The organism is Streptacidiphilus sp. MAP12-16, from assembly GCF_041262165.1.
Lineage (GTDB): Bacteria > Actinomycetota > Actinomycetes > Streptomycetales > Streptomycetaceae > Streptacidiphilus.
The window spans coordinates 45,629-68,202 of record NZ_JBGCBY010000023.1; the positions used below are offsets into that span (position 1 = coordinate 45,629).

The window sequence follows — 22,574 nt, forward strand, 5'->3', positions numbered from 1 at the left end:
GAGTCCGGGGGCCTATTGGTGAGTCGGGTCCAGAGGTGAGCTTGCCCACACGGAGGGTGATTCTGTCTGTTCCACGGTACGCCGGGGGGCCGGGGCGGGTGTTTTGGCGCACCCCTTCCGGAGGTGACTACTGCTCAGTAAGGTGCGGACATGAGGATCTGGACGGCGGTCGCCGCAGCGGTGCTGCTGGTGCTTGAGGCCCTGGTGTTCGGCGTTGCCGGGCTTGTTCTGGGTGCTGTCGCCGAGCGGCAGAACATGTCCTTCGGCGGCTTGGCGCCGAAGGCGATGGCCGTGGGCGCGTGGGTGGGTCTGGGCCTGCTCGCGGTGTTCCTGGTGGCGGTGGCGGTGGTGCTCGTTCTCATGGCGGTGCGGCGGCGTGCCATGGGGCGGCCCACAAGGATTCTGCTGATTGTCTGTGCCGTGCTCCACGGCGTGCTCGCGACGGCATTGCTGGCGTTGTCCGGCGTTCCGGCTTTTGTGGGGATGCTGCTGACACTGGGTCTGCTGGTGCTGCTGCTCTTCACCCCGACGGAGCCGGGGTCGGGTCCGACGCCGGGACCGGTGTCGGACGTGGTGCCGAAGCCTGCGCTGTGACGTCGGCTACGAGTTCGATGACGTCGGCCCCGTAGGCATCCGGCTGGATGACGCGCAGCAGCAGGCAGAAGGTCTCGTCGGGGCTGTGGACGCGCATCATCTCGCGGTGGTGCCGGGTGAGGTAGCGGACCGCCGCCAGGTTGGACGTCGCGGTCTGACCGCAGATCAGGAAGGTGGGGCGCTCGCCCTCGCCGGCGGCGATGCGGCCGAGCAGGACGTGGTCGAACTTGCCGGGCTCGCGGGACCAGGTCCGGTCGCCGACGGTCAGTTCGTTGACCCCGGCCTCCCACTCCACACGGACGGAGACGCCGGGCAGCCGCCAGCGGAGGTGCGCGGCCATGCGGTCGTTGGCGACCGGACCGCCGATGCAGAACTCGGCTTTGTTGCCTATGCCCTGGTGGACCTCGTTGTGGGAGGTGATCTCCGCCTCGGCGCCGCACTCGCGGACCAGCGAGGCGAGCTCCATGAGCGCGTAGACGTCCCGCTGGGCGACCGTGCGCTCGGCGCCGCCGCCGGCCTTGCGGGGGACGACGAGCAGGCACTCGGTGCCCGCGTAGAGGCCGAAGAAGCGCCGTTTGCGGTCGATCCTGCGGCGGCGCAGGGCCGCCTGGAGACTCCAGGCGAGGACCGCGCTGAGGGCGCTGGAGACCACACCCAGGACGATGTTGAGTACCCCGTCAGCCATGCGCGCTCCCCCTTCTGAGGCGTACAGGGCCAGGCTAGTGGGTGGGTACGACGGAGCGTCAGTCCCGGGTGTCGGTCCGGGGTGTCGGTCCGGGCGTCAGACCCAGAGGTCGGTGATCCTGACGTCCAGTTTGAGCAGTAGGGCGCGCAGCAGCGGGAGCGAGAGCCCGATCACGTTGCCGGGGTCGCCGTCGATGCCGTCGACGAACGGCGCGGAGCGGCCGTCCAGCGTGAATGCCCCGGCGACATGCAGGGGTTCACCGGAGGCGACGTAGGCGGCGATCTCCTCGTCGGAGGGGCTGCCGAAGCGGACGGTGGTGGCGGCGGTGGCCGAGGCGCGTGCGCCGGTGCGGGTGTCGATGACGCAGTGCCCGGTCTGCAGCACGCCGCTGCGGCCGCGCATCGACTGCCAGCGGGCGAGGGCGTCGGCGGCGTCGGCGGGCTTGCCGAGGGCCTGGCCGTCCAGTTCGAGGACGGAGTCGCAGCCGACCACCAGGGCGGGGGCGCCGAGGGTCGCCGCGACCGCTGCCGCCTTGGCCTCGGCGAGGACCAGGGCCAGTTCGCCGGGGGTGGGCGCGGTGACGGCGTCCTCGTCCACACCGCTGACGACCACCTGCGGGTCGAGCCCGGCCTGGCGCAGCAGGGCGAGGCGGGCAGGGGAGGCGGAGGCGAGGATCAGCGGAACGGTCATGGCGTCCAGGGTAGGGGCTCGCCCCGGGCCGGCGCCGCGCTGACCGGGGGTCAGGCCAGGGGGTGCCCCGTCACGCCTGAGTCACGCACGACTCACGCCCGAGCCACGCCCGGGTCAGGCCATCACGATGATCAGCAGCAGCACCGCGAACACGGCGATGAACGCGCCGACGCGCCGCAGGAGGTCGTTCAGGCGGCGCTTCTCCTGCGCTGTGTCGTCAACGGGGTCGGACCAGAGCACGCTCTCCAGGGTGCAACCGGAAGCTGCCCCACGCCTGAGTACGGGTACTCAGTTTCGTGGGGCGGTCGACCTTAGAGGCTCCGCCAGTAGGGGGCTGGCGTCGCGTGCCGATGGCTGTCGCCTGGCCGGATTGTCGTCGGTCGACCGATGCTCCGCATCGACTCCCTCCTCCGCACCGCCCAGACTCGGCCCTCGCCCCGCTCCTTCATCCAGCCCCCTACTGGCGGAGCCTCTTAGACCGACCGGCAGGCGCTCCGGCGTGTGTTCAGTTCGCCCAGGCGGAGGTGCGCCAGGCGTACGGGCCCGGGCGCTGGGGCCTGCGCATGGCGCGGGCCCGGTCGGACCAGACGGACGGCTGGTCGGTCTCGTCGGCCCGGGCGGCGTTGGCCGCCGCCCGGGCGGAGACCACCGCCAGGACGGCGGCGAGCTCCTCGGGGCTGGGGTGCCCGTGCAGCACCTTGATGGGGGACATGGGGACTCCTCTACGGCTCCGGTCCACGGCTCCGGCTCGACGGCTGGGCAGCGCTACAGCGGGATGTTGCCGTGCTTCTTGGGCGGCAGCACCTCGCGCTTGTTGCGCAGCGCGCGGAGGCCCTTGACGATGTGCTGGCGGGTCTCGGACGGCATGATCACCGAGTCCACGTAGCCGCGTTCGGCGGCGACGTAGGGGTTGAGCAGGGTGTCCTCGTACGCCTCCACCAGCTCGACCCGGCGGGCGTCGGGGTCGGCCGCGGCGGCGAGGTCGGCGCGGTGCAGGATGTTGACGGCGCCCTGGGCGCCCATCACGGCGATCTGTGCGGTGGGCCAGGCCAGGTTGAGGTCCGCGCCCAGGTGCTTGGAGCCCATGACGTCGTACGCGCCGCCGTACGCCTTGCGGGTGATCACGGTGATCAGCGGGACGGTGGCCTCGGCGTAGGCGTAGATCAGCTTGGCGCCCCGGCGGATGATGCCGTCCCACTCCTGGTCCGTGCCGGGCAGGAAGCCGGGCACGTCCACGAAGGTCAGGACCGGGACGTTGAACGCGTCGCAGGTGCGGACGAAGCGCGCGGCCTTCTCGGACGCGTCGATGTCCAGGCAGCCCGCGAACTGCATGGGCTGGTTGGCGACGATGCCGACGGCGTGGCCCTCGACCCGGCCGAAGCCGGTGAGCATGTTGGGCGCGAACAGCGACTGCGTCTCCAGGAACTCGCCGTCGTCGAGGATGTGGGCGATGACCTTGTGCATGTCGTAGGGCTGGTTGGCGGAGTCCGGGACGATCGCGTCGAGCTCCAGGTCCAGGTCGGTGGTGCCGAGGTCGGCCTCCTCCGGGAACGCCGGGGGCTCCTCCAGGTTGTTGGACGGCAGGTAGGAGAGGAGGGCCTTGACGAAGTCGACGGCCTCCTTCTCGTCCGGGGCGAGGTGGTGGGCGACGCCGGACTTGGAGTTGTGAGTGCGCGCACCGCCCAGCTCCTCCATGCCGACGTCCTCGCCGGTGACCGTCTTGATGACGTCGGGCCCGGTGATGAACATGTGCGAGGTCTGGTCGGCCATCACCACGAAGTCGGTGATCGCCGGGGAGTAGACGGCGCCGCCGGCGCAGGGGCCCATGATCAGCGAGATCTGCGGGATGACGCCGGAGGCGAGGACGTTGCGGCGGAAGATCTCGCCGTAGAGGCCGAGTGAGGCCACACCCTCCTGGATCCGGGCGCCGCCGGAGTCGTTGATGCCGATCATCGGGCAGCCGGTCTTCAGGGCGAAGTCCATCACCTTGACGATCTTCTCGCCGAAGACCTCGCCGAGCGAGCCGCCGAAGACCGTGAAGTCCTGCGCGAAGACGGCGACCTGACGGCTGTCGACCGTGCCGTAGCCGGTGACGACGCCGTCGCCGTAGGGCCGGTTCCGGTCCTGGCCGAAGTTGGTCGAGCGGTGGCGGGCGAACTCGTCGAACTCGACGAAGGAGCCCTCGTCGAGAAGCAGCGCGACCCGCTCGCGGGCCGTCAGCTTGCCCTTGGCGTGCTGCTTCTCGATGGCGCGGGCGGATCCCGAGTGCGTGGCCTCGTCAAGCCGCCGCTTCAGATCTGCGATCTTGCCGGCGGTGGTGTGGCTGGCCGCGCCCTCGTTGGCGATTTCGGCTTGGGACATCCGGCGCGACTCCCGTCAGGAGGGGGTAGTGCTGTCCAGGGCGGTAGGGCTCCCAGCAGCACCAACGGGTGAGGTTTCCGTTGAGTAGCGTAGCCATGACGGCAGCGTGGCGGATATGGCGAGTGACCGGCGTCATAGGCGTCATAGGGTGGGTGGGTGACGTCTTCGCAGTGGAGTGACCTGGACCGGCCGCCGTTGCGCGGCGCGGCGCTGGAGCGGGCCCTGGTGCGGCCCGGTGGCCTGTGGACCTCGGTGCGGGTGGTGCCGCAGACCGGGTCGACCAACAGCGACCTGGTGGCCGAGGCAGCCGCCGGGGCTCCTGGGGGCACGGTGCTGGTCGCCGAGGAGCAGTCGGCCGGGCGAGGACGCCTGGAGCGCACCTGGAGCGCACCGGCCCGCTCGGGGATCTTCCTGTCGATGCTGCTGCGCCCCGCCGAGGTGCCGAAGGAGCGCTGGGGCTGGCTGCCGCTGCTGGTGGGGGTGGCGGCGGCGTCCGCGCTGAGCGGCACCGCCGAGGTCGAGGTGCGGCTGAAGTGGCCCAACGACCTGCTGGTCGCGGTCGACGGCGAGGAGCGCAAGCTCGGCGGCATCCTGGCGGAGCTGGCCGGGGACGCGGTGGTCGTCGGTATCGGGCTGAACGTCACCCTGCGTGCCGAGGAGCTGCCCGTGCCGACCGCGGGGTCCTTCGCCCTGGCCGGCGCGGCGGTGACCGACCGGGAGACCCTGCTGCGGGCCCTGCTGCGGACCTTCGCCGAGCTGTACGTGGACTGGGTCGAGGGGAAGGGCGATCCGGACGCGAGCGGCCTGCGGACGGCCTACTCCGCGCAGTGCGCGACCCTCGGCCGGACGGTCCGGGTGGAACTCCCCGGCGGACGTGAACTGGTGGGCGAGGCGACGGCGGTCGACGGCGACGGGCGGCTGGTCGTGCGCACCGCCGACGGCACCGAGCGGCCGGTCGGCGCGGGCGATGTCGTCCATCTGCGGCCGTGGCAGGACCAGGCGTGATGCCCCGAAAGGGATGAATCCGTGCGAGGATTCGTGCGGGCGGGGGTGTGAGCAAGGACACAGGGCGTGAGCGCGAGGGTGGACAGGTGGGCGACGAGGACCGGATGACCGGCTCGGCCGGGAACGGCGACGAGTCCGAGGCGACCGGCCACGAGAATTCGGTGCCGCTGCAGCTCGAACAGCTGATTCTCGACTCCGAGCGCCAGTACACCCCGTTCCAGGCGGCCCGCGCCGCAGGCGTGTCGATGGAACTGGCCTCGCGCTTCTGGCGCGCCATGGGCTTCGCGGACATCGGCCAATCGCGGGCGCTCACGGACGCCGACGTGATCGCGCTGCGCCGGCTCGCCGGCCTGGTCGAGGCCGGACTGCTCAGCGAGCCGATGGCGATCCAGGTGGCCAGGTCGACCGGGCAGACCACGGCCCGTCTCGCCGAGTGGCAGATCGACACCTTCCTGGAGCATCTGACCTCCGCGTCCGAGCCGGGGCTGACCCGCGCCGAGGTGGCGTACCCGCTGGTGGAGCTGCTGCTGCCGGAGCTGGAGCAGTTCCTGGTGTACGTGTGGCGGCGGCAGCTCGCCGCCGTGACCGGGCGAGTGGTGCAGGCCGCCGAGGACGAGGACATGCAGAGCGGTCGGCTCTCGGTGGGCTTCGCCGACCTGGTCGGCTTCACCCGGCTCTCGCGCCGCCTGGAGGACGAGGAACTCGGCGAGCTCGTCGAGAGCTTCGAGATCACCTGCGCGGACATCGTCGCGGGACGCGGCGGCCGCTTGGTGAAGACCCTGGGCGACGAGATCCTCTACGTCTCCGAGGACGCGGGAACGGCCGCCGAGATCGGCCTCGCGCTGATCGAGACCCTCGGCAAGGACGAGTCCATGCCGGCGCTGCGGGTCGGCCTGGCCTTCGGTACGGTGACCACCCGGATGGGAGACGTGTTCGGGACGACGGTGAACCTGGCGAGCCGGCTGACCTCGATCGCGCCCAAGGACGCGGTGCTGGTGGACGGCGAGATGGCGGCGGCGCTGGAGCGGGAGGGCGCGGTCGCACCGTTCGGGGCCGGGGGAACGCTGGGGCTGCCGCCGGGCGCGGCCGACGCGCTGTCGGCGGTGGCCGCGGTGGGGATCGCCCCGGAGGACCGTCCGGAGCCGGCGGTACTGGACGATCTGGAGCTGCGGTACCGCTTCAACCTGCAGCCGATGTGGCGGCGGCCGGTGCGCGGGCTCGGGCTGGTCGAGCCGTGGCTGCTCAGCCGCAGGCCGGTCTCCGGCGACGACCTGGGGCGATAGGAGCGTGCTCGCACCGTTTTGCCGGAAATGTCCCTAGGCTGATGGTGAGTGCCGCGGGCACGGGTGGCGAGCGCGGCGGAGAGGCGGCCAGGGGCGTGCAGGGCAGCGGCGTGCAGGTGGAGGGCGGTCCTCCGGTCGAGGCGGGTCCCGCGGACCCCGACGCCCGGCTGCGGGCCGTGGTCGGTCTGGCGCAGGCCATGTCCGCCGCCCGGTCGCGGATCGACGCGGTGCAGGCGGCCGCGGTGCGGGCGAGGGAGGCGCTGGGCGCCGACATGGCGGCCGTCTCGATGTGGGAGCGCGATACCGGGCGGCTCCGGGTGCTGGTCAACAACGGCCTGCTCGCACCCGGTGAGGAGGAACTGCCCGAGGACGAGTCCTACCCGGTCGCGGACTACCCGGAGATCGCCCGCTTCCTGGAGCAGCGCGGCCTCGGCGAGCCGTGGACCATGGACGGCCTGCCGCGGGCCTGGGTGCAGAGCGTCGACGACGACACCAGCAACAACGGCCCGGCCTGCAGCCAGCGCGCGGCCTCCCTACGACGGCGCGGGCGCGGCTGCTGCCTGGTCGCGCCGATCCTGCTGCGCGGCCGCGCCTGGGGCGAGCTCTACCTCGCCCGCACGGTGGGCGGGCCGGTGTTCGGCCGACCTGACGCCGAGTTCGCCACGGTCATGGCGGCGCAGATCTCCGCCGGTCTGGCGCAGAGCGAAGAACTGGAGGAGGTCCGCAGGCTCGCCTTCACCGACCCGCTGACCGGCCTGGCCAACCGCCGCGCGGTCGACGCCCGGCTGGACGAGGCGCTGGAGGCGCACCTCAGGGACGGAACGGTGGTGTCGCTGGTGGTCTGCGACGTCAACGGCCTCAAGCGGGTCAACGACGAGCGGGGTCACGAGGTGGGGGACCAGTTGCTGGAACGATTCGCCAATCAGCTGTCGCTCTGCGGCGCGATGCTCCCCGGGAGCGTCGCCGGACGGCTCGGCGGCGACGAGTTCTGCCTGGTGGCGGAGGGCGCGTCGGCCGACGAGGTGGTGCGGGTCGCCGAGGAGCTCTGCGCGCAGGCGCTGACGCTGGACCAGGGTGACGGCGTGGCCTGCGGGGTCGCCTCCACGGGCGACCCGATCGGCCCGGTCACCACCGCGGACCGGCTGTTCCGTCTCGCCGACGCCGCCCAGTACCGGGCCAAGTCCGGGCATGCCGCGCAGCCCGTGGTGGCGGGTCGCGGCGAGCGGCCGGACCCGACGGTGCGGCTGGTCGAGAGCGCGATCGACGATGGCGGTGACGGACGGGGCGGTCGCCGGACCGAGCGTCGCCGCTTCCGCGGTGCCCGGCACAGCGCGGATCCGGGACTGCTGCTCTCGGCTGCGATCAGTGCTCTCGACGAGGAGCAGCCGGTGCGTCAGGTCCACCCCGCGGACACCCTGGGCCGCCTGGAGATCGTCGCCGAGACGGCGTCACGGCTGCTCGACGCGGTGGCCTGGTGGATCTCGTACGTCCCGCCGGGATCGGAGCAGATGCGCACCGCGCACTACGGCGTCCGCCGGATGACGCGGGGCCCGGGCAGCGTCCGCGCCCAGGTGCAGCGCGCCGTGAACGAGGCTCCGGACGCGGTGTTCGACCTGCGTTCGTATCCGCTGACCGCGCGGGCCGTACACGGCCAGGCATTCACCATGCGGGCCGGGGTGCCCGGCAACGATCCGACGGAGGAGGCGGTGCTGCTGGTCGGCGGCTACCGAGCGGTGATCGCCGCGGGCGGCGCCAACCCCGCGGGCGGCTGGCTGGTCGAGCTCTTCGCCGACGAGTCCACCCTGTCCTTCGCCGCCCTCTGTCCCACCCTGCGTGCCCTGGTCGCCGTCGCCCTCTCCGGCCCCGCCTCGCCGCCGTGACGACTACTCGGCGCCGGTGATCCGTTCAGCCCCCGCGTACACGTTGGCGCTGCGGTCGCGGAGGAAGCCGACCAGGGTGAGGCCCAGCTCGGTGGCGAGGTCGACCGCGAGCGAGGACGGTGCCGAGACCGCGGCGAGCAGGGGAAGCCCCGCCATCGCCGCCTTCTGCGTCAGCTCGAATGATGCCCGGCCGCTGACCAGCAGCAGCTGCCCGCGCAGCGGCAGCAGGTCCGCACGCAGCGCCCAGCCGACGACCTTGTCGACGGCGTTGTGGCGGCCGACGTCCTCGCGCAGGCAGAGTAGTTCGCCACCAGCCGTGAACAGCCCCGCCGCGTGCAGTCCGCCGGTCGAGTCGAAGACCTTCTGCGCGGCCCGCAGCGTGTCCGGCAGTCCGTAGAGGATGTCGGGAGCGATGCGCAGCGGGTCCGCGGCGAGGGCCTCGGCCTGCGGCACGCGGGTGCGGATGGCGTCGATGGTCTCCTTGCCGCAGATCCCGCACGCGCTGGAGGTCAGCAGGTTGCGGTGCAACGAGACCGGCGGCGCCGAGCGGCCGGGCAGGGCGGCGTCGATCACGTTGTAGGTGTTGCGGCCGTCCGCGTCGGTGCCCGCGCAGTAGCGCAGGGATGCGAGGGCGGCGGCCTCCGCGACCAGGCCCTCGCTCACCAGGAACCCGGCGACCAGGTCGAAGTCGTCCCCGGGGGTGCGCATGGTGACGGTCAGCGAGACGCCGTTGATCCGGATCTCCAGCGGTTCCTCGGCGGCGAGGGTGTCGGGGCGGGCGCCGCTGCGCGGGCCCTGCAGTCGCACCACGCGGCGGCGCTCGGTCACGCGGCCCATGCGCGGCTCCTTCCGGTTCGGGCACCCACGGTACCCGTAGCCGCAGCTCCTGGTCCGATCGGGTGAACCAGGGGCCGAAGGATGGCCGCCGTAGCGCGTGTGACCGAGATCGTGGGCCCAGCTAGTTGTCATAAGTGCATTCACCTGGTGAGAATGTGCATATGGATATGCACAACGTGGTGGACGACAGTGACGACCGTGTCGTCGTGGGCAAGGCCAACGTGAGCCCGGCGGATGTCATCGCCGTCGCGCGCGGCAACGCCCGCATCGAACTCTCCGAGGACGCGCTCGCGGAGATGGCCGGCTCCCGCGCCCGCATCGACGCGCTCGCAGCCGAACCCCGCCCCGTCTACGGGGTCTCCACCGGCTTCGGCGCCCTCGCCGTCCGGCACATCGAGCGTCCGCTGCGCGCCCAGCTCCAGCGTTCCCTGGTTCGCTCGCACGCCGCCGGCATGGGCCCGCAGGTGGAGCGCGAGGTCACTCGGGCGCTGATGTTCCTGCGCCTGAAGACCCTCGCCTCCGGCCGTACGGGCGTCCGCCCCGTTGTCGCCGAGACCATGGCCGCGATCCTCAACGCCGGCATCACCCCCGTGGTGCGCGAGTTCGGCTCGCTCGGCTGCTCCGGCGACCTCGCCCCGCTGTCGCACTGCGCGCTCACCCTCATGGGCGAGGGCGAGGCGTACGGACCGGACGGCGAGATCCGCCCCGCCGGCGAGCTCCTGGTCGAAGCCGGAATCACGGCCATAGAGCTGCACGAGAAGGAGGGCCTGGCCCTCATCAACGGCACCGACGGCATGCTCGGCATGCTGGTCATGGCCATCGCCGACCTGTCCCGGCTGTTCACCACCGCGGACATCACCGCCGCCATGTCGCTGGAAGCGCTGCTCGGCACCGAGAAGGTGCTGCTGCCCGAGCTGCACGCGATCCGCCCGCACCCGGGCCAGGCCGCCAGCGCCGCCAACATGCTGAAGGTGCTGCAGGGCTCCGGCCTGACCGGCCATCACCAGGACGACGCCCCGCGGGTCCAGGACGCCTACTCGGTCCGCTGCGCCCCGCAGGTCGCCGGCGCGGGCCGGGACACGCTCTCGCACGCCCAGCTGGTCGCCGACCGCGAGCTCGCCTCCGCCGTCGACAACCCGGTCGTACTCCCCGACGGCCGGGTCGAATCCAACGGCAACTTCCACGGCGCCCCGGTCGGCTACGTGCTGGACTTCCTCGCCATCGCCGCCGCCGACCTCGGCTCCATCGCGGAGCGCCGCACCGACCGGCTGCTCGACAAGAACCGCTCGCACGGCCTGCCGCCGTTCCTGGCCGACGACCCGGGCCTGGACTCCGGCCTGATGATCGCCCAGTACACCCAGGCGGCCCTGGTCAGCGAGAACAAGCGGCTCGCCGTCCCCGCCTCGGTGGACTCCATCCCCTCCTCGGCGATGCAGGAGGACCACGTCTCCATGGGCTGGTCCGCCGCGCGCAAGCTGCGCCAGGCCGTGGACAACCTGTCGCGGATCCTCGCGGTGGAGCTCACCGCCTCGGCGCGCGCCCTGGAGATCCGTCTCAACACCGGCAGCGGCCCGCTCGCCCCGGCGACCGCGGCGGCCCTGGCGGCTACCCGGGCAGCAGGAGTCGGCGGCCCCGGCACCGACCGCTTCCTGTCCCCGGACCTGGACGCGGCGGCGGAGTTCGTCGCCACCGGCGGCCTGATCACGGCGGTCGAGACGGTCACCGGACCGCTGGTCTGACGAGATGCCGCGTCGTGACGGCGAGTGGGTTCACCCGGTCACCCGACCGGGTCACTCCCAGTCGTCACGACGCGGCGACCGCATCCCCTCCAGGCGCTGGGCGCGCAGCTGCACGAAGTTGACGCCCACGATCCCGCCCCAGGCGACCAGCAGGCCCGGCAGGTGCGCGACGCCCGCGCCGATCGCCGACAGCGGCACCGCCAGCACGAGTGAGAAGTACTGGAACGCGCTGACGCGGTCGCCCCGCCGCTGCCGCTTGGACGCCGCCGGACGCTCGCCCCGGGCGTCCAGCTCCCGCCGGACCCGCACGGCGACCTGGGCGTCCAGCCGGTTCTCCAGTCGCTGCAGGAACCCGTCGATGACCTCGTTCTCGTACTCGGGGCCGAGCTCCCGGGCAGTGTGGACCGCTGCCTGTAGATCCTTCTTGGTCTCGCTGTCGCCTGGATGCATGCCTCCGAGCGTAGAGAGCCGGGACCCCCTGTCGAGGGCCTCTCAGGGTCAGGTCAGGGAAAGGTCAGGGGGAGTCCGGCGAGCGAGATGGCACTTGCTGTTCCTGCATGGACTCATGCAGAGTCAGCGAACAGTGAAATTCTGGTCCGGCTCGGCGGAGCGAACAGAGCGAGAGGATGGCAGGGCGTCATGAGTACGACACCGACACCGACACCGGCGACGCCCGCTGCGGCCGAGGCCGTGGCAGCCGGTCCCTCCGGCAGGCTGCTGCGCCTGTTCGACGGGCACCGGCTGACCCCGACCCAGCGCCGGATCGCCCACTGCCTGGTGCGCAACGCCGCCGAGGCGCCGTTCCTGTCCAGTGTCGAGGTCGCCGAACTGGCAGGCGTGAGCCAGCCCTCGGTCACCCGCTTCGCCGTCGCTCTGGGGTTCGACGGCTACCCGGCACTGCGCCGGCAACTCCGCGACCTCGGCCTGAGCGAGCCGGGCGAGCAGGGGACCCGTCCGGAGACCGATCGGGATGTGGTCCGCAACGAGCAGCAGCAGGCCGTGCTCTCCGAGATCGCCAACCTGCAGCACCTCGCCGCCGTCCTCGCCGACCCGGAGCCGGTGCTCCAGGCCGCGAGACTGCTCGCCGCCTCGCGCCCGCTGCTGGTCCTCGGCCTGCGTGCCGGGTCCGCGCAGGCGCACGGCTTCGCCTACTTCGCGGCGAAGGTGCACCCGGACGTCCGGTTGCTCGACGAGGGCGGCAGCATGCTGCTCGACCGCATCGAGCAGGCGGCGCAGGCGGGCGCGACCACGCTGATCTGCTTCGCCCTGCCGCGCCACCCGCGCGAGCTGCTGGACGCTCTGACGGCCGCGAAGCAGGCCGGACTGACCGTCATCACCGTCGCGGACAGCGCGTTCGCCCCGGTGTCCGGTCTGACCGACCTGATGCTGCCGGCCGCCGTGGGATCCAGCCTGATCTTCGACACCGCCTGCGCCCCGATGATGCTGGGCCGGGTGCTGCTCCAGGCGATGTGCGACGAACTGCCGGGCGCGGTGGCCCGGCTGGAGGAGTTCGAGAACGCCGCCGCGACCCGCGGTCTGTTCGTCGGCTGAGCTGTTGGCATGATCGGCGCATCGGCTACCTCGCGGGCGTCGCCGTCCACCCGGCCGCCCGGGGCAGGGGGCTCGCCGCCCAGGTCCGTGGCCGCGTCGTAGGCGAGGCCCCAGGAGGGTGCTGGCCGTCCACGGGCAGTCGGTCTGATGGTCGACGACTGGAACAGCACCGCGATCCGCCTCTACGAGCGACTGGGGCTGCGCCGTCGCGCGGTCGGTGTGGCCGCGTTCGAAAACTGATCGAGGCAATCGCGGGAGGATTCAGCCAAACCTCATGCGCGAGCGCTATGGTCCCGCCAGATCTGTCGAATCCGCTTGGTTGGGAGGGTGAGGATGCGCGGTACCTATGCGCTCGCCCGGGTGGTGGTCATCCGTGGTGCGGTGGCTCGCACGCTGATGTGGATCGGTGCGGTGGGCGCGGTGGCGGGGCTGCTCGTGCCGAGTCTGACCGGACTCGGCAGAGGGGCGCTGCTCGGCGCCGCCCTGTTCGTCCTGGCCGCACTGGTCGGGCTGCTCCAGCGCCGCCGCTGGTACGCCGCCCGGGCGCGCGCCGCCGAGAAGGCCGCCTTCGCGGTGACCATGGAGCCGCCGCACGAGACCCGGCTCCGGCTCGCCCGCACCAACGCCCTGTGGCTGTTCGGCGGCATGGCCGCCGCCTGCGCCCTCGGCCTGCTCGGCGGCCCCGCCGCCGGCCTGCTCGTCCTCGGCTACGGCTTCGGAATCCAGCTCGCGGTGTGGCTGCTGGCCCGCTGGGAGCGGACCCACGAGACGCTGGTCTGGGCCCGCACTGAGGACAGCCGACTGCTCGGCCGCCGCAACCGGATCGGCGCCTTCGCCACCACCGGCCCGGCCGCCGGCCTCGTCCGCCCCGTCGTCCGCGGAGCGGCACGGAGGTAGCGCCGGAGCCGGCGAGCTGCACATGACCGTGCCCCCGGCGCAGACTCCGGGGGCACGGTCGTTCAGTGGGGCGGACTTTCAGTCGCCGAGCAGCCTGGCCTTCGCTGCGGTGAACTCCTGCGAAGTGAGCAGCCCCTGTCGGGCCATCGCCGCCAGCTGCGTCAGCGTCGCGGCGAGGTCGGCGCGGTGGTCCGTGCCGCGGCCGGCGCTGCCGGTGATCGCGCCGCGGAGCAGAGGGGCGCCGACGGGGCGGCGTCCGGTGGTGGGTCGGGTCGGTCGGGACATGGTCGGGGTCACCTCTGCTGTGCGTTGGCGAGCGCGTGGCGCGCTTCGGTGATGTGCTCGGGCGGAATGCGTACCGACGCGGCGACGCGGCCTCCCGCGTTGCGGAACGCCTCGGTGGCCTCGGTCGCCCACACGTGTTCGACGAGCAGGAGCAGCGCGCTGGAGCCGGGCCCGATCAGCTCGGCGGCCTCCTCGGCGTCCTCCGCACCCATCAGCTTGGCCGCGTCGGCGTCGGACACGACGTCGTCGAGGTGGTCGAAGTCGACGAGCTCGGCAGCGCCGATGCTGCCGTCCGCCGCCTTGGTGACGACCAGTGAGTCGATCAGGCGTACCCCGCCCGAGCGGCCCAGCGCCGCGAGCGGGGCCAGGACGTCCGCGCCGATCTCCTCGCCTGGGAAGGCGAGCACCAGGAATTCCACGGGGCCCACACGGGTCTCCTCTCGGGGTGTCCTCGGGTGTCCTCCGGCGCGGAGATACTGGCTGACAGCATATGGTCCATAGATGGACTTACCGGACATAACGGATGGCAGGCCTCTGGTGCCGCAGCGAATGATTGGCTATCTTCAGAGACAGAAGAACTGAATGGATGTATCCATGAGGAGGTCGGGAGAGTCATGACGCAGCACCAGAGCGGTCCGCGCACCGTACGAGCGTCGCGCGGCAGCGCGCTGACCACGCAGGGTTGGCAGCAGGAGGCCGCGCTGCGGATGCTCATGAACAACCTCGACCCCGAGGTCGCCGAGCACCCCGACAAGCTGGTCGTCTACGGCGGCACCGGCAAGGCGGCCCGCGACTGGCGCTCCTTCGACGCCATGGTCCGCACCCTGCAGACCCTCAAGCAGGACGAGACCATGCTGGTCCAGTCCGGTCGTCCGGTCGGCGTCATGCAGACCCACGAGTGGGCCCCGCGCGTGCTGCTGGCCAACTCCAACCTGGTGGGCGACTGGGCCAACTGGGAGGAGTTCCGCCGCCTGGAGCACCTCGGCCTCACCATGTACGGGCAGATGACCGCCGGCTCGTGGATCTACATCGGCACCCAGGGCATCCTCCAGGGCACCTACGAGACCTTCGCCGCCGTCGCCGCCAAGAAGTTCAGCGGCACCCTCGCCGGGACCATCACCCTCACCGCCGGCCTCGGCGGCATGGGCGGCGCCCAGCCCCTCGCCGTCACCATGAACGACGGCGTCGCCATCTGCATCGACTGCGACCAGTCGCGGATCACCCGCCGGATCGAGCACAGGTACCTGGACGTCGAGGCCAAGAACCTCAAGCACGCCCTGGAGCTCGCGGTCGAGGCTCGCGACCAGCGCAAGCCGCTCAGCATCGGGCTGCTCGGCAACGCCGCCGAACTCGTCCCGCAGTTGCTGGCGATGGACGCGCCGATCGACATCGTCACCGACCAGACCAGCGCCCACGACCCGCTGGCCTACCTCCCCATCGGCGTCGACTTCCACGACATGGCGACCTACGCCGCCGAGAAGCCCGCCGAGTTCACCACCCGCGCCCGCGAGTCCATGGCCAAGCACGTGGAGGCGATGGTCGGTTTCCAGGACAAGGGCGCCGAGGTCTTCGACTACGGCAACTCCATCCGCGGCGAGGCCCAGCTCGCAGGCTACACCCGCGCCTTCGACTTCCCCGGCTTCGTCCCCGCCTACATCCGCCCGCTGTTCTGCGAGGGCAAGGGCCCGTTCCGCTGGGCCGCGCTGTCCGGTGACCCCAAGGACATCGCCGCCACCGACAAGGCGGTCCTCGACCTCTTCCCGGAGAACGAGTCGCTGGCCCGCTGGATGAAGATGGCAGGGGAGCGGGTCCACTTCCAGGGCCTGCCCGCCCGCATCTGCTGGCTCGGCTACGGCGAGCGCGACAAGGCCGGCGAGCGCTTCAACGAGATGGTCGCCGACGGCACCGTCTCCGCGCCGCTGGTCATCGGCCGCGACCACCTCGACTGCGGCTCCGTCGCCTCCCCGTACCGGGAGACCGAGGCGATGCTGGACGGCTCGGACGCCATCGCCGACTGGCCGCTGCTCAACGCGATGGTCAACGTCGCCTCCGGCGCCTCCTGGGTGTCCATCCACCACGGCGGCGGCGTCGGCATCGGCCGCAGCATCCACGCCGGACAGGTCACCGTCGCCGACGGCACCAAGCTCGCCGGCGAGAAGATCCGCCGGGTGCTGACCAACGACCCGGGCATGGGCGTCATCCGCCACGTGGACGCCGGCTACGACATCGCCGTCGACGTCGCGGCCGAGCGCAACGTCCGCATCCCGATGCGCGAGGGCCAGTGAGCATGACCTCCGTCGAGGAGCAGCTCGGCTCCGCGACCGACGCGTACCGCCGGATGTGGTCCGAGCTGCTCCCCGTGGGCCGCTTCGACGCGTCCGCCGGCTACCGCCGGCACGCCTGGACGGCCGCAGACGCCGAGTGCCGCACCTGGTTCGCCGAGCAGGCGCAGGCGCGCGGCCTGGTCTACGAGGTGGACCGCAATGGCAACCAGTGGGCCTGGTACGGCGACCCGAAAGGTGAGGGGGCCATCGTCACCGGCTCCCACCTGGACTCCGTCCCGGACGGGGGCGCCTACGACGGCCCGCTGGGAGTCGTCGCCTCCTTCGCGGCGCTCGACGCGCTGCGGGAGCGCGGGTTCACGCCGGTGCGCCCGCTCGCGATCACCAACTTCGTGGACGAGGAGGGCGCGCGCTTCGGAGTCGCCTGCGTCGGCTCCCGGCTCACCGCCGGGGTGCTGACGCCGGACCAGGCGTACGCGCTGCGCGACGCGAGCGGCGTCCGGCTGCCCGACGCCATGGCGGCGGCCGGGCAGGACCCCTCGCTGATCGGCAAGGACAGCGACCGCCTCTCCCGGGTCGCCGCCTACGTCGAGCTGCACGTCGAGCAGGGGCGCTTCCTCGCGACCGGGACAGCGAAGCGGGGTCCGCACGCGGTGGGCGTCGCCTCCGCGATCTGGCCGCACGGCCGCTGGCGCTTCGACTTCCACGGAGAGGCCAACCACGCGGGCACCACCCGTCTGGAGGACCGCCGCGACCCGATGCTGACGTACGCCAACACCGTGCTCGCCGCCAGGAAGAAGGCCCGGCTGCACGGGGCGCTGGCGACCTTCGGCAAGGTCAGCGTGGAGCCCAACGGAACCAACGCCATCGCCTCGCTGGTGCGCGGCTGGCTCGACTCCCGAGCGGCGGACGAGGCGACCCTGACCGCACTGGTCGAGGAGATCTCGGTGGCAGCCAGGGAGCGCGCCGAGCGGGACGGCGTCCGCGCCGATGTCGTGCGCGAGTCCTACACTCCGGTTGTCGATTTCGACGCGCCGCTGCGCGACCGGCTCGCGGCGCGCCTCGGTGCCGACACCCCCGTGCTGCCCACGGGCGCGGGCCACGACGCGGGCATCCTGTCCGCCGTCATCCCCACCGCGATGCTGTTCGTCCGCAACCCCACCGGTGTCTCGCACTCGCCGAGCGAGTACGCGAGCGAAGCCGACTGCCTGGCCGGTACGGCCGCGCTCGCCGACGTCCTGGAGGACCTGACATGCCAGTGACTCAGTTCTGGGCCCCCCACGCCTGGGTCTACCCGGTCGTGGAACCCGACGTCCTGATCACTGTGTCCGAGGAGGGCCGGATCACCGCTGTCACCCCCGACAGCGGCCCGGCCCCCGCGGGCGCGCACATCCTCACCGGCCTCACCCTCCCCGGCATGGCCAACGCGCACAGCCACGCCTTCCACCGCGCCCTGCGCGGCACCGTCCAGGTCGGCAGCGGCACCTTCTGGACCTGGCGCGACACCATGTACCGGACCGCCGACGCGCTCGACCCGGACAGCTACCTCGCCCTGGCCACCGCCGTCTACGCGGAGATGGCGCTCGCGGGCATCACCGCCGTCGGCGAGTTCCACTACCTGCACCACGGCCCCGGCGGCGTCCGCTACGACGACCCCAACGCGATGGGCGAGGCCCTGATCGAGGCCGCCTCCCGCGCCGGGATCCGGATCACCCTGCTCGACACCTGCTATCTCTCCTCCGGCTTCGGCAAGGCACCCAACCGGCACCAGCAGCGCTTCAGTGACGGCGACGCCGACGCCTGGGCGGCGCGCGCGTCAGCGCTCAAGCCCCGCGCCCACGCCCGCATCGGTGCGGCCATCCACTCCGTCCGCGCCGTCCCCGCCGACCAGCTGTCGACCGTGGCGGCGTGGACCCACGAACCCCGCGCGCCGCTGCACGTCCACCTCTCCGAGCAGACCGCCGAGAACGACGCCTGCCTCTCCGCCCACGGGGTGACGCCCACCCAGCTGCTGAACCGGCACGGCGCGCTCGGCCCCCGGACCTCCGCCGTCCACGCCACCCACCTCAGCGACGCGGACATCAAGCTGCTGTCCGACACCTCCACCGTCATCTGCATGTGCCCGACCACCGAACGCGATCTCGCGGACGGCATCGGTCCGGCCCGCAGGCTCGCGGGTATGGGCAGTCCGATCTCGCTCGGCAGCGACAGCCACGCGATCATCGACCCCTTCGAGGAGGCGCGGGCGCTGGAGCTCAACGAGCGCCTCGCCACCCAGCAGCGCGGCCACTGGACGGCGACGGCGCTGCTGCGCGCCGCCACCGAGGACGGCCACGTCTCGCTCGGCTGGCCCGAGGCCGGGCGGCTGGCCGCCGGCTCGCTCGCCGACTTCTGCACCATCGCCCTGGACACCCCGCGCACGGCCGGCCCCGAGGCCCGGCTCGGCGCGGAGACGGCGGTCTTCGCCGCCACGGCCGCCGACGTCCGCGAGGTCGTGGTCGGCGGCCGGTTCGTCGTCCGCGACGGCGTGCACCAGACCGTCCCCGACGTGGGCGCGGCACTGGCCGGCGCCATCGCCGCCGTACGCGGCTGACCCACACCACGAGGAGCCACACACCATGGGCAGCACCCTGATCACCGGCATCGGTAGCCTGGTCACCAACGACCCCGCGCTCGGCGCGGGCCCGCTCGGTCCGGTCACCGACGCCGCCGTGGTGCTGGACGGCGGGCGGATCGCCTGGGTCGGCCCGGCCGCCGGCGCACCCGCCGCGGACGAGGTCTTCGACGCCGCCGGACGGGCCGCCGTCCCCGGCTTCGTCGACTCCCACTCGCACCTGGTCTTCGCAGGCGACCGCACGGCCGAGTTCAACGCCCGGATGTCCGGCCAGTCCTACACGGCGGGCGGCATCCGCACCACGGTCGCCGCCACCCGGGCCGCGACCGACGAGGCGCTGGACGCCAATGTCGCCCGTTACGTCGGCGAGGCGCTGCGCCAGGGCACGACCGTGCTGGAGTGCAAGTCCGGCTACGGGCTCACCGTCGAGGACGAGGCCCGCGCCCTGCGCATCGCGGCCCGCCACACCGACGAGGTCACCTACCTCGGCGCGCACGTCGTGGCACCCGAGTACGCCGACGACCCGGCGGCGTACGTGGACCTGGTCACCGGACCGATGCTCGACGCCTGCGCCCCCCACGCCGGCTGGGTGGACGTCTTCTGCGAGCGAGGCGCTTTCGACGGGGACCAGGCCCGGGCGATCCTCACCGCCGGTGCCAAGCGCGGCCTGACGCCCCGCGTCCACGCCAACCAGCTCACCGAGGGCCCCGGCGTCCAGCTCGCCGTCGAGCTCGGCGCTGCCTCCGCCGACCACTGCACCCACCTCACCGACGCCGACGTCGCCGCACTGGCCTCGGCCTCGGCCAGCACGGTCGCCACGCTGCTCCCAGGTGCGGAGTTCTCCACCCGTGCCCGCTACCCCGACGCCCGCCGCCTGCTCGACGCGGGCGCCACGGTCGCGCTCTCCACGGACTGCAACCCGGGCTCCAGCTTCACCACCTCCGTGCCGTTCTGCATCGCCGTCGCGGTGCGGGAGATGGGCATGACGCCGGACGAGGCGCTGTGGTCCGCGACGGCGGGTGGCGCTGCGGCGCTGCGGCGTACCGATGTCGGGCGGGTGACCGTGGGGGCGCGCGCTGACCTCGTGCTCCTGGACGCGCCCTCGCATGTGCACCTCGCCTACCGCCCCGGGGTCCCGCTGGTCGCCGCGGTATGGCGCGCGGGCGTCCGCGAGGTCTGACGACCCGGGGCGAACGACCTGGGGAGCGATAGGGCTCGGGTCAGCGCACGCCGTCGCAGTGACACTGTGCGGCTCCGCCGCGTGGCCTTCGATGGCAAGGCGCCGGGACGCCCTTGTAGCGGAGCTACGTGGGCTCGCGGCGCCGGCCGCTGATGTCCGGGTCGGCAACGCGGCAAGCGGAGGTGCCGGGCGCCCGAGCCCTATCGCTCCCCAAGGGCGTAAGCCCTGACACGTCCCCGACCCTGCCATCGTCGACTGAGAAGGTCGGTGCATGGTGGTTCCGCCTGTGACGCGGGTGGCGTACCGTCTGCCCAATCTGACGATCCGTCAGTATGGGCGTGACGGAGGCGAAAGGTGGGGCCTACATGCGTATCAGCAGGTTCGCGGGAGGGGTGGCGTCCGCCCTGGCCGCCGCCGGCGGGGTGGTGCTCGCGTCGCCGGGAGCCGCGCACGCGGCGACCGTCGCCGTGGACTACCACTGCCAGACGCCCATCGGGGTCAAAGACGCCGTCTCTCAGGTCGAGGTCACGGCGGTGCCGAGCGGTTCCGGCTACGCCGTCACAATGACCTTCACCAACGGAGTCTCCTCCAGTCCGGTCGAGCTCGGTGCGGGCACGATGCAGCCCAGCGCCCTGCTGGCGCTCGGCGGCGCGGGCAAGGGGACGGTGAAGGTCTCCGGGCCTGGGAACCCGGCGGCCGTACCGGCCAACACTCCCATCAAGATCGGCAGCATGACCGGGAGCTACACGCCGACCCAGAGCGGGACCGTCACGTTCACGCCGGACAAGCTCACCATCTCCGCTCTCGGCACGCTCACCACCTGCACTCCCACCGGAGCCGTCGGCGTCGCGCTGAGCCTCCAGGTGACGGCCGCGGCCGGCGCGCAGAACGCCTCGGCGGCCGGCTCGGGAACCCTGCCGCAGACCGGGCCGGCGGATGACGCGGTGGCGTTCGGGCTGTTCGGCGGCACCGTCCTGCTCGGCGGCGTCGGCGGGATGCTGCTTCTGACGAGGCGGTCCCAACGGGTCGGCAGGTGAGGGCCGGGCGCGGGTCCGGTGCGGCGCTTCCCTTGACTTCTAAATCTGACGGGTCGTCAATAATGGGCACCACGGGACCCCGGGACTCGCCGCAGACGGCGGCGGAGGCCCGGTCTCGTGGATAGCACGAGGCCGACCGCCCCGTCCACGGCAAGGGAACAGGGGCGGCCGGCCCGCATGGCACCGTAGCGCCGATCGAAGAATAGCCCCGGTGCACGCGACGGGGGGAGATCGGCAGCGGTGACCGTGACGGCTGTCACGCAGCGGGCGTGGCGATAGCCGCTCGTCCACCGAAAGGGGCACCACGATCGTGTTCCAGATCTCAGCAACGCGCCACCGAGGCACCAGGCCCGGGGTTCGCCACGCCGCATGGGCGGGGGTCGTCTCGCTGCTGGTCGCAGTGCCGATGGCGCTCGCCGGGCAGGCTCAGGCGGCCACTCCGGGCACGTCGGTGTCCTTCGCCACCACCTGCACGCCCGGGGTCGTCCCGGCCATCCACGGCACCACGATCACCGAGATCGCCGTGGACAACGCGACCCCCAAGGTCGGCGACACGGTCACGGTCACCTACGACGTGACCCAGCCCGCGTCCGGCAACCCCACCTCCACGGCGCTTCCGGCGAACGTCATCCTGCCCTCCGGAGTGGTGCAGCTCGGCGGGGCGCAGACCGGAACGGTCGCCGTCACCGGAACCCGTACCAACCCGCCCGTCGCCGGCAACGCGCCCTTCCCGCCCTTCCAGATGACCGGCACCTTCAAGGTCACCACCGCCGGCTCGATCACGCTGACCCCCGGCAACTACACCATCAACTCCAACTACATCATCAACCTCGACACACCCTGCACCATCGACACCCCGCCGGCGCCGGTGTCCAACACGATCACGGCCGGACCAGTCACGGTGCCCAACAACCGTGCCATCACCGACAATCCCTCCTCGGGGCCGACCGGAACCAAGGTCACCGTGACCGGCACCGGCTTCACCGCCGCCGCGGCGATCACCGTGGCGGGTTTCAGCGGCACCACGGCGACCGGTGACGCCACCACGGCCACGGCCGACAGCAGCGGTGCGTTCAGCGCCACGCTCACCGTCAACGCGGCCTCGACGACCGGGATCATCGCCTTCGAGGGGACGAGTTACGACCCGACCAAGGCAGCCCCGCCGGCCGCCTACAGCGTCACCACGGTCACCCCGCCCGGTGGCGCCAGCCAGACGCTGAACAGCTCGGTCAAGGGCGGCACGCTCAGCATGACCCAGGCGGGGAGCACCGTCACGATGACCCCGGTCGACTTCGGCACCGGGGGCAGCTCCACCGGCTCGCTCAACGCCGTGACCGTCAAGGACTTCAGAGGCGTCGGCAGCGGCTGGTCGCTCACCGCCAGCAACACCAACTTCACCGGTCCCGGCGGGAGCACGCTGCCCGCCGCCGACCTCAGCTGGACCCCCGCCTGCAGCACCACCGCAGGCAGCCCCAGCACCTGCGCCGCCGGCTCGGCGGGCCCCGTCGGCACCGCCGGCGCGACCCTGGCGAGCACCCCCGCGGCGACGCTGACCGGTGGTCAGTTCGGTGCCACGGCGAACCTCTCGCTGAGCATCCCGGCCTTCACCGCGCCGGGCACCTACAGCTCCACCCTCACGCTGACCCTGGCGTGA

General features: G+C 72.4%; 21 protein-coding genes and 1 pseudogene. 13 read left to right on the forward strand and 9 right to left on the reverse strand.

Going from position 1 to position 22,574, the window contains the following annotated elements:
- Positions 1-150: 150 nt before the first annotated feature.
- On the forward strand, positions 151-594 hold the full coding sequence (locus ABIA33_RS26945) for a hypothetical protein (protein ID WP_370085147.1): 444 nt from the start codon (positions 151-153) through the stop codon (positions 592-594).
- On the opposite strand, the gene ABIA33_RS26950 is transcribed toward ABIA33_RS26945, so the two are convergent.
- The 5 genes from ABIA33_RS26950 to ABIA33_RS26970 form a co-directional block, all read right to left on the reverse strand.
- Entirely contained in the window at positions 521-1,279 is a 759-nt protein-coding gene (locus tag ABIA33_RS26950) for a hypothetical protein (protein WP_370085148.1), read from the reverse strand. The two genes, ABIA33_RS26945 and ABIA33_RS26950, sit on opposite strands and share 74 nt — an antisense overlap.
- Before the next feature lie 96 nt (positions 1,280-1,375).
- Positions 1,376-1,969, reverse strand: coding sequence for a nucleoside triphosphate pyrophosphatase (locus ABIA33_RS26955; RefSeq protein ID WP_370085149.1), 594 nt, complete (start codon positions 1,967-1,969; stop codon positions 1,376-1,378).
- 114 nt (positions 1,970-2,083) lie between these two features.
- On the reverse strand, positions 2,084-2,209 hold the full coding sequence (mmpB, locus tag ABIA33_RS26960; protein WP_370085152.1) for a morphogenic membrane protein MmpB: 126 nt from the start codon (positions 2,207-2,209) through the stop codon (positions 2,084-2,086).
- Positions 2,210-2,474: 265 nt separating this feature from the next.
- Positions 2,475-2,681, reverse strand: coding sequence for an acyl-CoA carboxylase subunit epsilon (locus ABIA33_RS26965; protein ID WP_370085154.1), 207 nt, complete (start codon positions 2,679-2,681; stop codon positions 2,475-2,477).
- A gap of 53 nt (positions 2,682-2,734) precedes the next feature.
- The gene (locus ABIA33_RS26970; protein WP_370085155.1) at positions 2,735-4,330 is read right to left on the reverse strand and encodes an acyl-CoA carboxylase subunit beta; all 1,596 of its coding nucleotides are present in this window, start codon (positions 4,328-4,330) and stop codon (positions 2,735-2,737) included.
- Between the two features lie 156 nt (positions 4,331-4,486).
- Between ABIA33_RS26970 and ABIA33_RS26975 the strand changes: the two genes are divergently transcribed.
- From ABIA33_RS26975 to ABIA33_RS26985, 3 genes and pseudogenes are all read left to right on the forward strand, one after another.
- Positions 4,487-5,335, forward strand: a complete 849-nt coding sequence (locus tag ABIA33_RS26975) for a biotin--[acetyl-CoA-carboxylase] ligase (protein ID WP_370085157.1) — start codon at positions 4,487-4,489, stop codon at positions 5,333-5,335.
- A 104-nt stretch (positions 5,336-5,439) separates the two neighbouring features.
- Entirely contained in the window at positions 5,440-6,618 is a 1,179-nt protein-coding gene (locus ABIA33_RS26980; protein ID WP_370085248.1) for an adenylate/guanylate cyclase domain-containing protein, read from the forward strand.
- 197 nt (positions 6,619-6,815) lie between these two features.
- A pseudogene (locus ABIA33_RS26985) lies at positions 6,816-7,943 on the forward strand (diguanylate cyclase domain-containing protein); the annotation flags it as partial.
- Between the two features lie 558 nt (positions 7,944-8,501).
- Here the strand turns inward: ABIA33_RS26985 and fdhD are convergent.
- Positions 8,502-9,335 (reverse strand): formate dehydrogenase accessory sulfurtransferase FdhD, encoded by an 834-nt coding sequence (gene fdhD, locus ABIA33_RS26990; RefSeq protein WP_370085158.1) that lies wholly within the window; start codon positions 9,333-9,335, stop codon positions 8,502-8,504.
- A 161-nt stretch (positions 9,336-9,496) separates the two neighbouring features.
- On the opposite strand from fdhD, the gene hutH reads away from it, so the two are divergent.
- Positions 9,497-11,074 carry a histidine ammonia-lyase gene (hutH, locus tag ABIA33_RS26995; protein WP_370085159.1) on the forward strand — a complete coding sequence of 526 codons (1,578 nt, stop codon included), beginning with the start codon at positions 9,497-9,499 and terminating at the stop codon, positions 11,072-11,074.
- 51 nt (positions 11,075-11,125) lie between these two features.
- Here the strand turns inward: hutH and ABIA33_RS27000 are convergent, their stop codons facing one another.
- Positions 11,126-11,524, reverse strand: a complete 399-nt coding sequence (locus ABIA33_RS27000) for a hypothetical protein (RefSeq protein ID WP_370085160.1) — start codon at positions 11,522-11,524, stop codon at positions 11,126-11,128.
- Between the two features lie 189 nt (positions 11,525-11,713).
- Between ABIA33_RS27000 and ABIA33_RS27005 the strand changes: the two genes are divergently transcribed.
- Positions 11,714-12,625 carry a MurR/RpiR family transcriptional regulator gene (locus ABIA33_RS27005; RefSeq protein WP_370085161.1) on the forward strand — a complete coding sequence of 304 codons (912 nt, stop codon included), beginning with the start codon at positions 11,714-11,716 and terminating at the stop codon, positions 12,623-12,625.
- Positions 12,626-12,958: 333 nt separating this feature from the next.
- A complete protein-coding gene (locus tag ABIA33_RS27010; RefSeq protein WP_370085162.1) occupies positions 12,959-13,522 on the forward strand; it encodes a hypothetical protein in 564 nt (187 codons plus the stop codon).
- A gap of 78 nt (positions 13,523-13,600) precedes the next feature.
- On the opposite strand, the gene ABIA33_RS27015 is transcribed toward ABIA33_RS27010, so the two are convergent.
- Positions 13,601-13,807 carry an SHOCT domain-containing protein gene (locus ABIA33_RS27015; RefSeq protein WP_370085163.1) on the reverse strand — a complete coding sequence of 69 codons (207 nt, stop codon included), beginning with the start codon at positions 13,805-13,807 and terminating at the stop codon, positions 13,601-13,603.
- Positions 13,808-13,815: 8 nt separating this feature from the next.
- A complete protein-coding gene (locus tag ABIA33_RS27020) occupies positions 13,816-14,235 on the reverse strand; it encodes a DUF6325 family protein (RefSeq protein ID WP_370085165.1) in 420 nt (139 codons plus the stop codon).
- Between the two features lie 186 nt (positions 14,236-14,421).
- On the opposite strand from ABIA33_RS27020, the gene hutU reads away from it, so the two are divergent.
- The 6 genes from hutU to ABIA33_RS27050 all read left to right on the forward strand — a co-directional run bounded on the left by hutU (position 14,422) and on the right by ABIA33_RS27050 (position 22,574).
- Positions 14,422-16,092 (forward strand): urocanate hydratase, encoded by a 1,671-nt coding sequence (gene hutU, locus ABIA33_RS27025; protein WP_370085167.1) that lies wholly within the window; start codon positions 14,422-14,424, stop codon positions 16,090-16,092.
- A gap of 2 nt (positions 16,093-16,094) precedes the next feature.
- On the forward strand, positions 16,095-17,351 hold the full coding sequence (locus ABIA33_RS27030; RefSeq protein ID WP_370085168.1) for an allantoate amidohydrolase: 1,257 nt from the start codon (positions 16,095-16,097) through the stop codon (positions 17,349-17,351).
- Positions 17,342-18,682, forward strand: coding sequence for a formimidoylglutamate deiminase (locus ABIA33_RS27035; protein ID WP_370085169.1), 1,341 nt, complete (start codon positions 17,342-17,344; stop codon positions 18,680-18,682). Before ABIA33_RS27030 ends, ABIA33_RS27035 begins: the two co-directional genes overlap by 10 nt.
- A 25-nt stretch (positions 18,683-18,707) precedes the next feature.
- Positions 18,708-19,883, forward strand: coding sequence for an imidazolonepropionase (hutI, locus tag ABIA33_RS27040; protein WP_370085170.1), 1,176 nt, complete (start codon positions 18,708-18,710; stop codon positions 19,881-19,883).
- A gap of 365 nt (positions 19,884-20,248) precedes the next feature.
- Positions 20,249-20,920, forward strand: a complete 672-nt coding sequence (locus ABIA33_RS27045; RefSeq protein ID WP_370085171.1) for an LPXTG cell wall anchor domain-containing protein — start codon at positions 20,249-20,251, stop codon at positions 20,918-20,920.
- A gap of 319 nt (positions 20,921-21,239) precedes the next feature.
- The gene (locus ABIA33_RS27050) at positions 21,240-22,574 is read left to right on the forward strand and encodes a WxL domain-containing protein (protein ID WP_370085250.1); all 1,335 of its coding nucleotides are present in this window, start codon (positions 21,240-21,242) and stop codon (positions 22,572-22,574) included.